This window comes from Acidovorax sp. BLS4 (assembly GCF_032929295.1).
Classification (GTDB): Bacteria; Pseudomonadota; Gammaproteobacteria; order Burkholderiales; family Burkholderiaceae_C; genus Paracidovorax.
The window spans coordinates 3,887,835-3,902,142 of record NZ_CP136797.1; the positions used below are offsets into that span (position 1 = coordinate 3,887,835).

A 14,308-nucleotide genomic window follows, 5' to 3' on the forward strand; every position below is an offset into this window, starting at 1 on the left:
CACGGCGTCGAGGTCGACGCGCGGCGCGCCGGGGCTGGAACCCCGGGTGATACGGAACGGGCTTTCTGGCAAGGCGACTCTCTCTGCCACCCCAAATCACAGGATGGCACCCGGAAGTGTGCGGATGAGCCGGCGCTGAAGGCCGCCGGGTTGCGAAGCCCCAGCACAGGGGGCGAAGCGGGCCGCTACGCCGGCGCCAGCCCACGTCCTGCACGACAACTCTCACCAGCTGCTTTGCAGGCCCGCGGCATAGAACGGCACCCACTGGCGCTCGCGCCCGATGTAGCTGTTGTGCTCGGTCAGCAGCTCCTTCACGCCGGGCTCTCCCCAATGTCCGGGGTCGATCACCCGGCCGATCTCGCGCAGTTGGGCAATGTGCGCCTTGACGCCCTGGTGGCGCTGTATCGCCGCGCTGATTTCAGCCTCGTTCAACTTGTCTTCGAGCATCGAACGGATATCGCCCTCCGTGAGCGCCTGGATCGAACGCTCCATGTCGGTATCCACGACTGGAGGCAGCCCCACACCCCGGAACCGGGCTTGGGCGGTGCCATCCGCCCCGGGCCGGATATCAGCGGGATCGGTGAGCTTTTGGCCAAAGCACTGGTCGTTGTCGATCCCTGTGACCTTGACCCGCCCGTCCGGCCCGATATCGATGAAATAGTTTTCATGGTAGCGGTCGGTTTGCCCCGTGAGGTGGTCGAGCAGTTGGAGCTTGGTCACCTCCGCACACACGTCCGCGCGGTCCAGCGTCTGCACGTCGGTGTACAAGGCTGGCTTGCCGGGGGCACGCTCCATGACCAACCCCAACTGGAGGTTGGAAACCGAAGGGGCTTGCCGGGTGTCGATCAACGCCACTTGCGTGTCCACGATCACGTCCATACCGAGTTTTCTGGCATAGGCAAGCGTCGCGATGTTGCGCATCGCGGTCTGCGGATCGCTCTCTGGAATGCCGGTGCCTGCGGTCGTCGGATTGTTCTTCTCCGTGGCCTTGAGGGGCTTGAAGATGCCATCGAACACCGAACCGTCCAGCTTCGCGAGACGGACCCCGAACACGGTGTGAAAGCTCCCTGATTTGAAAGCCCTGGGTGGTTCCAGGACCTGGATGTTGGTGAAGGCGGGCGACGTCTCGGGCGTGACCTTCAGGTTGATTTTTTGGTAGAGGCGGTGGATGGACAACTGGTCCAGCGCGGCCAGCAGCGCCTGCCGGTCCGTAGGCAGGATGCCTTGGCCCAGCATGCCCTCCTCTATCGCGGCGCCCAGCGCGTCGGCGGCCAACGAGGGCTCCATCGCGCCGGCCTTGGCAATCGCCATCACGTCCGCGCGCACCAATGCAGCGAATGCCGCATCGCTGTGCACATCCAAGGCTTCGGGTGCGCCTTTGAGTTGTGCATTCAATCGCTCGGCCAGCGTGGCCGGGTGCTGCCTGGCCGCGCGTTCCTTCAAAAGCTTCAGGGTTCCACCACCGCTTGGCAGGGCCGATTCGAGCAAGCGCATTCGGCCGGCTCTGTCTGGCGTGTGCAGGCCGGGTGGCGATCGTCTGGTGCTTGCTGGCGAAGGGCCCGTCAGTGGGCGGGGTGCCGAATTGCGCACAGGCGAAAGCGGCCCTGCCACGGCCTGATGCCGCCGAGGTGCCAGGCCCGGTCCCAAGGGTCCCTCCAGTGCGCGGGACGAAGAGGCAACCGGCCTGGCTGGCAAGGTGCCGGGCTCGATGCGCGACGGGCCGGGGTTTTGGCTCCGGGTGACCCGAAACGGACTGTCTGGCAAGGCAACTCCCTCCGCCGTTCAAAACGCACGGCACCGGGCAGTGTGTCGGCCAACGGCACTCGCGATCCAGCCTGTGGCGAAACGGCAGCCCAGCAGCCGAAGGAAGGCAGCGCCCAGCGACTAAGTCATCGGCCCCTGCGGAGTCGACCCACCCGCCAATGCCCGGCCAGTGATCACCGCCTCAAGCTCCTGAAGCACGGCCGCTCTCATGCCGCCGGCCGGGTTCCACGGCGTCTCGGCCGCGTTCTGCCCTGCGGCCACCCAGCGCCAACCCGCGTAATCAAAACGGCTCGCCGCCACGTGCAGCCGCATGCCCGGCGGTATCTTGCCGGCCGATTCGGCACGTTGCAGGTGCGACAGCAAGGCAGCGGCCCAGTCGAACACTTCAGTGATGTGCGCGCGGGCGGGCTCGGGCTCCAGGTAGGCCCCACCCCAGGGAAGCTTGATGAAAAGCGCCAACCCCTGGCCGACCAGGTAGAAATGCACCGCCCAGCTGTTGGTGCCATGGCCGTCGAAACCCACCACGGCGTAGTCCGCCACATCGGGTTGCGTTTCGACTTCATCCAGGAAGTGATGGAAATCGTAAGGGGACGAGGCCACGGGACGCGTGGCGAACCATGCCCGCCCCTGGACCTGCAATGCGCTCGCCAGCGCTGTCGGTACGGGAGGAAACGGCAGTCCTTCATCAGCGAAGAGGGTCAGGGCTGAGGACGCGCCGGTATCGCGTTCGGCTTCGTTGGCAGAGAGGTTCATGTGGGTCGTTCAATGTCTATGGTTGGCTGGCAACCCAGGCAAGTTCGCGATCGCGGCCCAGGTAGCTGTTTTCCGGGGTGAAGAGTTCCTGGATGTCGGATCGGCCCCATTCGTGCGGCGCGATGACGCGCCCCGCCTCGCGCAATTCGACCACGTGCTGCCTGACGCCTCGGTACCGCTGGATGGCGGCATCGACCTCGGCATCGTTCAGCTTGTCTTCCAGGATCGAAACAATGCCTTCCTCCGTGAGTGCAAGGACTGCGCTTTCCATGTCCGTGTCCACCACAGGGGGGAGCGCCGTGCCGCGGAGCCCCAGGCGCGACGGATCGATCGCGACGCCTTTCGGGTTGGTCCGCGGCGCTTTGGCGCCGGCTGGATCAGTCAGTGCTGCGCCGAAGCTGGTGTCGTTATCGATGCCCATGACCTTGGCCCGGCCATCGGAGCCGAGCTCGACAAAATAGTTTTTGTCGTAGCGATCCGCCTCCCCCGTCAGATGGTCAAGCAACTGGAGCTTCGTCACTTCCGCGCACACGGAGCCCTCCTTGAACACTTCCGCATCGACCTCTTCAGCCGGTTCACCACGGGCGCGTTCCATGATCAGCCCCAAGGCAGGGTTGAACGGGTCATCTCCGATGTCGATCAACGCCACGCGCGTGTCGGTAACCACATGAAAACCAATCATCTTCGCGTAGGCGACGGTTGCGAGGTTGCGCATCGCCGTCTGCGGATCTTCTCTCGATATGCCCGCCAGTCTGGCAGCCGCACTCCACTCCTCCACGTCGGGCACCTCGGAGTTCAGCGGCTTGAAAACGGCATCCAGTTCAGAGCCATCGGTGTCCTCAAGCTTGACTGCGTAAACCTTGCTGATTCGCCCCTCCCCCAGTTCCACAGGCGCCTCCAGCACCTGCGCGTTGGTGAACGCGGGCATGGTGTCGTCCGTCATTTTCAGGTTCAGCCGCGTGTACAAACGGTCGATGGCCAAGTCGTCCAGCACTTGCGTCAGCAATTCAAGATCGCTCTTCAAAATACCTTGGCCGAGTATCCCCTCATCCAAAGCCTCGGCCATCTTGTCGACCGCCACCAAAGGATCGACCCCACCAGCCATGGCCATGGCCCACAGGTCGTCACGCACCAGCGCCTCGAACGCCGTTTTCCGGGGGCCTTCCATCGGCTTGGGGGTTCCATGGCGGATCAGAAGCAACCTGTCGGCCAAAGTGGCCGGGTGCTCTCTGGCCGCGCGCGCCTTCAATCGTTTCATGGCCTGACCGCCATCCGGCAATGCCGAGTGCACCCATTGCGCCAGCGCAGCACGGCGGGCCTGTTTGGCTTGCCGGGCCTGCTCCGCCTTTTCGGCTTTTTCTTCTCGCAGGGCCTCGTCCAGCAGTTGGCGCAGCGTCTGGCGTCGTACCGGCTGAGAAGGCGAAGTCTCGTGCGTCGGCGAGGTATGGCCGTCGGAGACATGGGGCTGGATCTCTGTCTGCGAGCGGCCGATGACCGGTTGGCGGTTCAGTGCGGACGGTGGCAACGGACTGCGCACGGGGGAAGACTGCTCACCAGCGCCCTGCAATCGCTTTGGCGCGCCCATGAGACCTTCAGGCCCCTTCAGCGCCACCGGAGTATGCGGCGTACGCGCGGGAGGCACGCCGCCAGACTCGACGCGCGGCGCATTGGGCACGGAACTGCGAGCGGTCCGAAACAGGTGATCCAGCAAAACGACTCTCTCTCTGCCGTCAAAGGGAACGGTGCAAATGAGTGTGCCGGCCAAGGGCCCCGGACGAACTCGCTGCAGCGAAGCGCGAGGTCGGCACGCGAAATGTCATGACCTTCCGCCGCAGAGCCCCGTGGCTCAAACGCCTGCCACTCGTTGAAGATCGCGTGCCAGATAGCTGTTCTGCGGAGTCATGAGCGCCTGCACCTGCGGCGTCTCCCAATCTTTCGGATCGATGACCCAGTTCTGCTCCCGCAACTGAACGATGTGCGCTTTCAAGCCTCGGTACCGCTGAAGCGCGGCGGCAATTTCCGCGGTGTTCAATTTGTTGCCGAGCATGGCATGGATGTCGTCCTCCGTCATCGCCTCAATAGCGCGCTCCATGTCGGTATCCACCACGGGAGGCAGCCCGACTCCCCGCAAGAACCTGTGCTGCGAGTCATCGGCGCATCGGGCACCGGCGGGATCGGTCAACTTCTCGCCAAAGCACTGGTCGTTGTCGATGCCCATGACCGTGGGCCGATCGTCCGCGTCGATATGGATGAAGTAATTGAAACCATGGCGGTCCCCCTCCCCCGTCAGGTGGTCGAGCAGCTGGAGCTTGGTCACTTCCGCGCGAACATCTGCCCGGGCCAAAACGCTCGCAGGCGTGCGCTCGGCCGGCTCGCCCGGGGCCAGCTCCATGAGCAGGCCCACGGAGGGATCAAACGGTTTTTTATCGACGTCGATCAGTGCCACGCGGGTATCCGGAATCACATGAAACCCGAGCTTCCTGGCGTAATCGACGGTGGCGAGATTGCGCATCACGGTCTGCGGGTCATATCTCGGAATGCCGGTCGCCCAACCGGCATAAGACCAATCCTCTCTCGGAATCGGCTTGAAGAGGGCATTCAGCACCGCGCCGTCGGTTTCCTTGAGCTTGACTTCATAGACGTGGGTGAATTCTCCAGCGCCGAACGGTTTAGGCACTTGCAGAAGGTCTGCGTCGGTAAAGGCAGGCTTGGTGTCGTCTGTCATTGCCAGATTCCACCGCCGGTAGAGACCTTCCAAGGACAGGTCACCCAATATTTCCAGCAAAAGCGCTCGATCCCTTTTGAGGATGCCTTGGCCGAAGATGCCTTCGCCGAGCGCCTCGGTCAATTGGTCGACCGCAGCCCTGGGTGCAATCTGGCCAGTGGATGCCAGCGCCCGCAGATCAGCGCGCACCAACGTTTCGAAAGCCGACCTGCGCTGGTCCTTCATGGTTTTGGGCATTCCGGTCTGGATCGAATGCCATATCTGGGCCGCCGTCTTCGGGTGCTTTCTGACTGTGCGCTCCTTGAGCCGTTTCATGGCCTGCCCCCCGTCGGGCAGCGCCGAATGCACCAATTGCTCCAGTGCGGCACGCCGTTGCTGACGGTCTTGCTCGGCCTTTTCGGCTTGATCAATTTTTTCCTGCCGAAGCTCCTGCTTCAAAAGTTCGCCCAGTCTCGGACGGCCAACCTTCTGCGATGGCGGAGCCGCATCCGGCCCTTGCGATGGATTGGCGCCAGAAGACAACTCTTGAATCTCACTTTGCAGTCGAATGCTGGGCTGCCTGTTCAGGGAGGGCAACGGGCTGCGAAGGGGTGAGAGCTGCTCCAACGATCCTTGGGGCCGTTTGGGCGCATGCCGGAGTCCCGCAGGACTTTCCGAAGCGAGGGGCGAAGGCGTCTCAGGAGGCTTCGGTACATCGGCGGAGGTGCGGGGCTTATTGTGTATAAGGCCTCGGGCAAGCCGGGAAGCGATATTCGACAACATGGCTTTCTTTCTGCCGCCAGGATGGTTCGGCCCGAGCGACTATGCCGAACAACAACACGGGCCTGCACGCTGCTGCGAAGCCCACGGCCGAAAGGCGAAAAAACGAAGAGCGATTGGCAATGAGCCACTCGCAATTCGATGGCCATGCGTTGGCGATCAATGCCTCACCAGGTGGTGATCGACAGCGCATGGTCACGCTCGCGCCCCACGTAGCTGTTTTGGCTGTTCAGGAGTTGCTGCACGCCCGCATCGCCCCACTCGGCCGGATCGATCACGCGGTTGGTGGAACGCAGTTGCGCAATATGCAGCTTGACGCCTTCGTGCCGCTGGACCGCCGCGTCGATCTCGGCCTCACTCAACTTGTCTCCCAGCATCGAACGGATGTCGGTTTCAGTGAGCGCGCCAATCGATCGCTCCATTTCGGTATCCACCACCGGAGGCAGCCCCGTCCCGTGGAACCCTTCACGCGAGGGATCATTCCGGATTCTTGCGATTCCGGCCGGGTCCGTCATCTTGTGTCCGAAGCATTGATCGTTATCGATCCCCGTCACCTTGGCACGACCGTCCGGTTCGATGTTGATGAAATAGTTGCCGGCATGGCGATCGCCTTGCCCCGTGAGGTGATCCAGCAGCTGCAGCTTGGTCACTTCCGCGCATACGTTCGCTTGCCTGAAAAGTTTTGGATCAGTGTCGGCGGCCGACTTGCCGCGGGCCCGCTCCATCACCATACCCAGTTGACGGCCTTGTCCGGTATCGATCAACGCGACGCGTGTATCGGCCACCACGCGCATGCCGAGCTTTCTCACATAGGCAACCGTGGCCACGTTGCGCATTGCGATCTGTGGATCGTCAGGCGGAATACCGGTTTCCATGGCCACCCATCCACGCTCCTCCGTGCGGAGCGGCTTGAAAATGGCGTCGATCGGAACGCCATCCGGGCCCGTCAGCTTGACCGAAAACACCGTATTGAACGTTCCCGATCCCAGCTTCTCGGGCTTTTCAAGAACCTGGTCGTCGGTAAAGGTCAGCCGCGTATAGGGAGTGATTTTCAGGTTCAGCTCATCGTATCGGCAGTTGACGGCCCATCCTTCAAGCACTTCCAACAGCATCTGCCGGTCTTGCTCCAGGATGGAAGGGCCTGCGGTGCCATTTTTCAACGCGTTGATCATCTCGTCGATCGCGCGTGAGTTTTCGAGATTGCCAGCCTCGCCAAGCGCCACGACGTCCGCCCAAATCAGATCCTCGAACGCCTCTTTGCGTTTCCCCTCCATGGGTTTGGGCTTTCCATTCAAGATGGCGTGCCATCGCTGGTCCATCGTGGACGGATGCATCCTGGCCGCGCGGTCCTTCAACCGCTTCAGTGCGCCACCGGCATTGAACAGTGCCAATCGCGCCTGCTCGGCCTCCTCCCGGCGCTCCTGAGCCAGCAATTGCCCCAGTGTCGTTCGGGGCACACGCGCGGATCGCTGGGTGCCTGCAGCGCGCTGCAGGGGATCAGACTCGCCACGGACGCCGGCGTGTGGCTGGACGAAGGCCGTATGGCGTACCACCGCAGGCAGAGGCAACGCCGATGCTGCGGCAGACGCCTTGGTGCTTGCCTGCGCCTTGCCTAACAGCGACTGTGGCAACGGGCTGCGCACGGGAGAGCCATGCTCTTGGGCGCCCGGTGGGCGCCTGGCAGCGCTGCGCAGTCCGGCTGGCGCATCCAGCACTGACGGAGAGGGCGATGCCGACCGGGATGGCTCCACGTCGGTGTGCATGCGCTGCGATCCCAGGCCGGGGTTTCGATCTATCCGAAATGAGTTCTCCGGCAACATGGCTCTCTTTCTGCCGCCAAGACCTGCCGGCATCTCAGAGCATCCGATATCTGCGCGCGCGCCAACCCATCATGGCGAAGCACTGGGCAAACCAGCGAAAAATGCAGGCCGTCCTTCTAGACCTTGAAGGAATAGCACGCCCGGACCACTCGCCCCTCACAGCGCCGGAAACCCATCCCCCGCCGCGCCTGACGGCGCGGTCAGCCCATGCGAGGATGTCCGCACCCGCACCACCACCGCGCCATCAAACTCAGGCCAGCGCGCGCTGGATGATGATCTTCTGCACGTCGCTCGTGCCTTCGTAGATCTGGCACACGCGCACATCGCGGTAGATGCGCTCCACGGGAAAGTCGTTCACCACGCCGTAGCCGCCCAGCGTCTGGATCGCCGCGCTGCACACGCGCTCGGCCATCTCGCTGGCGAAGAGCTTGGCCATGGCGGCCTCTTTCAAACACGGCCGGCCGGCATCGCGCAGCGCCGCCGCGTGCCAGATGAGCTGGCGCGCCGCCTCGATCTGCGTGGCGCAGTCGGCCAGCCGAAATCCCACCGCCTGGTGGTTGAAGATGGGCGTGCCGAAGCTCTCGCGCTCCTTCGAATACGCCAGCGCGGCCTCGAACGCGCTGCGTGCCATGCCCACGCTCTGCGCGGCGATGCCGATGCGCCCGCCCTCCAGCGCGCCGAGCGCGATCTTGTAGCCCTCGCCCTCCGCACCGATCAAGTTCTCGGCCGGCACGCGGCATTGGTCGAACTGGATCTGTGCCGTGTCGCTGCTGTGCTGACCAAGCTTGTCCTCCAGCCGCGCGACGGTGTAGCCCGGCGAGTCGGTGGGCACCAGGAAGGCGCTCATGCCCTTCTTGCCCGCGCCCTTGTCGGTGACCGCGATGACGATGGCCACGTGGCCGTTCTTGCCGCTGGTGATGAACTGCTTGACGCCGTTGATCACGTAGCCGTCGCCGTCCTTCACCGCCGTCGTGCGCAGGGCCGAAGCGTCCGAGCCCACATGCGGCTCGGTCAGGCAGAACGCGCCCAGCATCCGGCCCTGCGCCAGCGGCGCGAGCCAGGCCTTCTTCTGCGCGGCATTGCCGTAGCGCATGAGGATGGCGTTCACCGGGCAGTTGGTCACGCTGATGGCCGTGCTGGTGCCGCCGTCGCCGGCCGCGATCTCCTCCAGCACCAGCGCGAGCGTCAGGTAGTCGAGCCCCGCGCCGCCGTCCTCTTCAGGCACGCAGATGCCGTAGGCGCCCAACGCGGCCAGGCCCTGGTGGGCCTCGCGGGGAAAGTGGTGCTCGCGGTCCCAGCGGGCGGCGTGCGGCCACAGCTCGCGCTGGGCGAAGTCGCGCACCGCGTCGCGGATCATTTCCTGGTCTTGATTCAACAGCATGCTTTTTGTCTCCGTCGTCGAAAGAAATGGCTCTGAAGGGGCCTTGAAAATTCGTTTGCCGAACCCGGCGCATCCGCCTCACGGTGCCGGCCAGCGCCGGCTACACCGGCGTGCCGTGCATGCGCAGGCCGCGGCGGCGCGACCAATGCTCCACCACGCGCCGCCCATAGCGCACTCCAGGCTTTTCGATGCAGAACCACGAGAACGCCGCCATGGCCAGCGTCAGCGCGAGCGACACCGCGATGCACACCGCTAGGCTCCAGCCGCGCCTGAGGCTGATTTCCGTCACGGCCTGCTGGATCGGAAAGGCGTAGATGTAGACGCCATAGGACAGGTCCTCGCGCAGCCAGCCGCCCGAGCGGCCACCGCCCACGTGCGCGGCCCAGAAAATGCCGGCCGCCACCAGGGCCCACACGCCGATCTGCACGCTCCACGCCTGCGGCGTGAACCACGCCAAGGCGCCGCCCAGCACGGCCACCGCCAGCAGCCACGGGCCGCTGCGCACGCGGTAGGCTGCGAAGGTGCAGCCGAGCAGGAACGCCACGCCGAACCCGGACACCTCCGCCCAGTGGAACAGGTGGAAGAGCGCCGTGAGCCACCGCGGCCCGGCATCGACCCAGGCATCCCAGCCGGCCTCCCGCGCCCACTGCCAGGACACCGCCATGAGCAGCGCAGCGACGGGATACACCCAGCGCCGCCGCGTCCATCCCGCCACGCCCGCCATCGACAGCAGCAGGTACATCAACAGCTCGTAGCGGATCGTCCACAGCGAGCCGTTCACCGACCGGGCGAAAGGGTTGTTCTCAAACACGCCCGGAAGCACCTGCACGACGGCCAGCCCCACGGCGTTGTTGAGGAAATGGATCCACGTGCGGGCATCGGACCAGTACTGCGCCGTCGGCAGCTGCGTCATGGCCCAGCCCAGCACGAACACCGAGAACGCGGTCGCCACCACCAGCCCGGGAAAGATGCGCGCCACGCGCTTGGCCCAGAACACGCCGATGTCCGGCTCGCGCTCCCAGCTCTGGCACACGAGGTAACCGCTGATGAAGAAAAAGCAGTACACCGCCAGCGAGCCGAGGCTGTGTCCGGAGAAGGGCACGGGCATGCTCAAGCGGTAGAGGAATTCGCCATGGGACAGCAGCACGGCGATCGCCGCCGCCAGACGCAGCAGGTTGAAATGGTTCGCGCCATGTGCGGTCGGCGCGATCACCGCCGCCCCGCGCGGGGCTTCCAGCGCTGCGGCGCTCACCAGTGCGCGGCCCGGCGGCCGTCGTGGTGCAGCAGCCGGCCCCGGTCGGCCGAGGTGACGCCCGCCAGCACCGCGCGCATGCCGCGCACGCTCGCCTCGGGCGTGAGCGCCGCGCTCTCGCCCCCCATGTCGGTTTGCACCCAGCCCGGGTCGAGCGTGATGAGCGTGGCCTCCGGATAGTCGTGCTGCGCAGCGGCCACCGCCATGTTGAGCGCGGCCTTGCTCGTGCGGTACAGCCACGAATCGCTGCCCGGCACGCTGCCGATCAGCGACATGGCGGACGACAGGAACGCCAGGGTGCCGCCCGCCATCGCCACATGGGGCGCGACCTGTGGCAGCGCCTGCATGGCGCCGAGCACGTTGGTGCGCATGACGGCGTCGAAATCCTCGCGCGTGGGCGGGGTGAGCGCCGAGGGCCGGCGGATCACGCCCGCCACGTAGAGCGCCACGTCGAGCTTTTCGCCGTCCAAAAGCCAGGCCAGGCCGCTGACGCTGGCCGGGTCGGCCACATCCACGCGCATCGGCTCGGCCCCCAGGGACTGTACGCGCTCGCGGCCGGCGTCGTCGCGCACGGTGGCGATCACGCGCCAGCCGGCCTTGCGGTATTGCCGCACGAATTCGAGCCCGATGCCGCGCGATGCGCCGATAACGAGAACGGTCTGGGTCACTGCCTGAATCCTTGTATCCAATCGGCTTCCACCGCAATCAATTCTAGGGCGTATTGCTATATATTTAATAGCAATACGCCACGGACCTCGATCAGATCAGCTCCAGCGCGACGGCCGTGCCTTCGCCCCCGCCGATGCACAGCGTGGCCAGGCCGCGCTTCTTGCCGCGCGCCTTCAGCGCATGGATCAGCGTGACCATGATGCGGGCACCGCTGGCACCGATGGGGTGGCCCAGGGCGCAGGCGCCACCGTTCACGTTCACGATGTCGTGCGACACGTTCAGCTCCTTCATGAGCGCCATGGGCACGACGGCAAAGGCCTCATTCACTTCCCACAGGTCCACGTCCAGCACGCTCCAGCCGGCCTTGTTCAAGGCTTTCTGGGTGGCGCCGACCGGCGCGGTGGTGAACCATTCCGGAGCCTGGGCGTGCATGGCATGGGCCACGATGCGGGCGATGGGCTGGCGGCCGAGCTTGAGGGCGGTGGACTCGCGCATCATCACGAGCGCGGCCGCGCCGTCGTTGATGCTGGAGCTGGAGGCGGCGGTGATGGTGCCGTCCTTCTTGAACGCGGGCTTGAGCTGGGGAATCTTGTCCAGCTTGACCTTGCCCGGGCCTTCGTCCACCGACACCACGGTCTCGCCCGCGCGGGTCTTGACCGTGACCGATGCGATCTCGTCGGCGAACGCGCCGGAGTCGCTGGCCGCCTTGGCGCGCTGCACGCTGGCCACGGCGAAGGCATCCTGCTGCTCGCGCGTGAACTGGTACTTGGCGGCGCAATCCTCGCCGAAGGTACCCATCGAGCGGCCGGGCTCGTAGGCGTCCTCCAGGCCGTCGAGCATCATGTGGTCGAAGATGCGGTCATGGCCCAGGCGGTAGCCGCCGCGGCCCTTTTGCAGCAGGTACGGCGCGTTGGTCATGCTCTCCATGCCGCCGGCGACGATCACATCGTGCGTGCCGGCCAGCAGCAGGTCGTGCGCGAACATCGCGGCCTTCATGCCCGAGCCGCACATCTTGCTCAGCGTCACGGCGCCGGCGCTCTGCGGCAGCCCGCCCTTGAAGCCTGCCTGGCGCGCGGGCGCCTGGCCCTGGCCGGCCATCAGGCAATTGCCGAACAGCACCTCTTCGACCGACTCCGGCGCGATGCCAGCGCGCTCGACGGCGGCGCGAATGGCCACGCCGCCCAGGTCGTGCGCCGCCAGGCTGGAGAAATCGCCCTGGAAGGCGCCCATGGGGGTGCGCGCGGCACCGACGATGACGATGGAATCACTGCTCATGCTGTTGCTCCTGCAAAAAGAGGGGGGAAGGGGTTAAAAAGCCGAAGGGATGGGCCAGGGTGCGGCCACGGCGGCGCTCAGGAAGGCGGTGCAGTCCCGGACGAGAATCGCCGTTCGTTGTCATAGGGAAAGACGTCGTACACATGGCCCGCCTGGATGCGCTCCTTGTGCGACTGCCAGAAGTCCGCATCCAGCAGATCGGCGTGGTAGCGCATGAACACATCGCGCACCGCGTCGTTGCCGAGCAAAAAGGGGGCGAAGGTTTCCGGGAATACGTCGCGCGGACCCACGGCATACCAGACCTCGCAGCTCATCTCGTCCTCTTCGTTGCGCGCCGCGGGCACGCGGCGGAACTGGCAATCGGTGAGGTATTCGATCTCATCGTAGTCGTAGAACACCACCTTGCCGTTGCGCGTGACGCCGAAGTTCTTCCACAGCATGTCGCCGGGAAAGATGTTGGCGGCCACCAGATCCTTGATCGCATTGCCGTATTCGACCACGCTGCGCTCCATCTGCTGGCGCGCGCGCGGATCGTGCAGGCCGGCCTCGAAGGCCTCCTGCAGGTAGATGTTGAGCGGAATCATCCGCCGCTCGATGTACAGGTGCTTGATGATGACTTCGATCTGGCCGTCGCCGTCGCGGTCGCTGATCTCCAGCTGGCTCGGGGCGAATTTCTCGATCTCGGCGATCAGCCCGTCTTCGAATCGCTCGCGCGGAAAGGCCACCTCGCTGTATTCGAGCGTATCGGCCATGCGGCCCACGCGGTCGTGCTGCTTGACCAGCAGGTACTTGGATTGGATCTGCTCGCGCGTCGTGTCCTTCGGCGGCGGGTAGTAGTCCTTGATGAGCTTGAACACGAATGGGAAGCTGGGCAGATCGAACACCAGCATCACCATCCCCTTGATGCCCGGCGCGATGCGAAAGCGGTCGCTGGAATAACGCAGGTGGTGCAGGAAGTCGCGGTAGAAAAGCGTCTTGCCTTGCTTGGCCAGGCCCAGCGCGTTGTACAGCTCGGCCCGGGGCTTGCGCGGCATCAGGCTGCGCAGGAACTGCACGTAGGCGCTCGGGATTTCCATGTCCACCATGAAATACGCCCGCGCGAAGCTGAACAGCATCTGCAGGTCGTCCTCGCCGAACAGGGCCGCATCGATCACCAGGCGGCCCGCGCTGCCGTGCAGGATCGGCAAGGCAAACGCCAGTTCGTTGAAGCCGTTGATCACCTTCCCCACCAGGTAGGCGCCCTTGTTCCGATAGAACAGGCCCGACAGCACCTGCACCTGGAAATTGGCGCGCAGCTTGGTATGTGGCCCCAGGCGCTGCTGGAGGGCTGCCAGCACATGGCGGGTATCGCGGTCGAGGTCTTCGAACTCGCGCTGCAGCTGGAAGTTGTCCACGATGCGGACCAACGTCTCGTGCAGTGTGTCCGGCGACGGGTAATAGGCGCGGTACGTCGGCCGGGCGGCCGGCTCCTCGTTTTCGATGTACTCCGTGCTCACGGCCGGCCGCACGAAGATGAAGTTGTTGTGGAAATGCGTGCGGTGCAGGATCTTCGTCGTGACCGAGTTGAAGAACGTCTCGGCCAGCTCGGGCTGGTGGTGGTCCACGAGCAGGCCGATGTAATGCAGCTTGACCTGGTGCCACACGTCCATGGGCTGCTCGCCCGCGTTGAACTCCTTGTCCAGCCGTCGCACGCATTCCTTCACGCGCAGATCGTAGAACTCGATCCGCTCGCGCTGGGCCCGTTGCTGCCCGAGCCAGTCGGCCGTCTCGAAACGGTGCTTGGCGCGCGCGGACTCCGTGCGGAACAGCTGATAGTGGCGGTTGAAGCCATCCATCATTGCCTTGGCGATCGCGTAGGCGTGGGGGGAATCCAGTCGCTGGGGAAACATGGGCCGCGTCCTGCGAAGGAG

At 64.9% G+C, this 14,308-nt stretch carries 10 protein-coding genes; all 10 read right to left on the reverse strand.

Translation table 11 applies throughout. The features are described from left to right. Positions 1-222: 222 nt before the first annotated feature. The 10 genes from R1Z03_RS17875 to aceK all read right to left on the reverse strand — a co-directional run bounded on the left by R1Z03_RS17875 (position 223) and on the right by aceK (position 14,287). Positions 223-1,494 (reverse strand): hypothetical protein, encoded by a 1,272-nt coding sequence (locus R1Z03_RS17875; protein ID WP_317353498.1) that lies wholly within the window; start codon positions 1,492-1,494, stop codon positions 223-225. A gap of 390 nt (positions 1,495-1,884) precedes the next feature. Continuing rightward, positions 1,885-2,517, reverse strand: a complete 633-nt coding sequence (locus tag R1Z03_RS17880; protein ID WP_317353501.1) for a hypothetical protein — start codon at positions 2,515-2,517, stop codon at positions 1,885-1,887. 16 nt (positions 2,518-2,533) lie between these two features. Further along, positions 2,534-4,228, reverse strand: coding sequence for a hypothetical protein (locus R1Z03_RS17885; protein ID WP_317353503.1), 1,695 nt, complete (start codon positions 4,226-4,228; stop codon positions 2,534-2,536). A 135-nt stretch (positions 4,229-4,363) separates the two neighbouring features. After that, the gene (locus R1Z03_RS17890; protein ID WP_317353507.1) at positions 4,364-5,818 is read right to left on the reverse strand and encodes a hypothetical protein; all 1,455 of its coding nucleotides are present in this window, start codon (positions 5,816-5,818) and stop codon (positions 4,364-4,366) included. 350 nt (positions 5,819-6,168) lie between these two features. After that, complete coding sequence (locus R1Z03_RS17895; protein ID WP_317353510.1) at positions 6,169-7,764, reverse strand: hypothetical protein; 1,596 nt, start codon at positions 7,762-7,764, stop codon at positions 6,169-6,171. 307 nt (positions 7,765-8,071) lie between these two features. Further along, positions 8,072-9,202 carry an acyl-CoA dehydrogenase family protein gene (locus R1Z03_RS17900; RefSeq protein WP_272565347.1) on the reverse strand — a complete coding sequence of 377 codons (1,131 nt, stop codon included), beginning with the start codon at positions 9,200-9,202 and terminating at the stop codon, positions 8,072-8,074. Positions 9,203-9,302: 100 nt separating this feature from the next. Continuing rightward, positions 9,303-10,454, reverse strand: coding sequence for an acyltransferase (locus R1Z03_RS17905; RefSeq protein WP_317353515.1), 1,152 nt, complete (start codon positions 10,452-10,454; stop codon positions 9,303-9,305). Next, on the reverse strand, positions 10,451-11,122 hold the full coding sequence (locus tag R1Z03_RS17910; protein WP_317353517.1) for an SDR family oxidoreductase: 672 nt from the start codon (positions 11,120-11,122) through the stop codon (positions 10,451-10,453). The genes R1Z03_RS17905 and R1Z03_RS17910 overlap by 4 nt, the downstream gene beginning before the upstream one ends. 91 nt (positions 11,123-11,213) lie before the next feature. Next, a complete protein-coding gene (locus R1Z03_RS17915) occupies positions 11,214-12,398 on the reverse strand; it encodes an acetyl-CoA C-acyltransferase (protein WP_317353520.1) in 1,185 nt (394 codons plus the stop codon). A gap of 77 nt (positions 12,399-12,475) precedes the next feature. After that, positions 12,476-14,287, reverse strand: coding sequence for a bifunctional isocitrate dehydrogenase kinase/phosphatase (gene aceK, locus R1Z03_RS17920; RefSeq protein ID WP_317353523.1), 1,812 nt, complete (start codon positions 14,285-14,287; stop codon positions 12,476-12,478). Positions 14,288-14,308 lie beyond the last annotated feature (21 nt).

What these genes read in the sequence shown, in the direction of transcription:
- R1Z03_RS17875 (WP_317353498.1), bottom strand. Translation starts at nt 1,494, where the DNA reads ATGCGCTTGCTCGAATCGGCCCTGCCAAGCGGTGGTGGAACCCTGAAG.
- R1Z03_RS17880 (WP_317353501.1), bottom strand. Translation starts at nt 2,517, where the DNA reads ATGAACCTCTCTGCCAACGAAGCCGAACGCGATACCGGCGCGTCCTCA.
- R1Z03_RS17895 (WP_317353510.1), bottom strand. Translation starts at nt 7,764, where the DNA reads ATGCACACCGACGTGGAGCCATCCCGGTCGGCATCGCCCTCTCCGTCA.
- R1Z03_RS17900 (WP_272565347.1), bottom strand. Translation starts at nt 9,202, where the DNA reads ATGCTGTTGAATCAAGACCAGGAAATGATCCGCGACGCGGTGCGCGAC.
- R1Z03_RS17915 (WP_317353520.1), bottom strand. Translation starts at nt 12,398, where the DNA reads ATGAGCAGTGATTCCATCGTCATCGTCGGTGCCGCGCGCACCCCCATG.
- aceK (WP_317353523.1), bottom strand. Translation starts at nt 14,287, where the DNA reads ATGTTTCCCCAGCGACTGGATTCCCCCCACGCCTACGCGATCGCCAAG.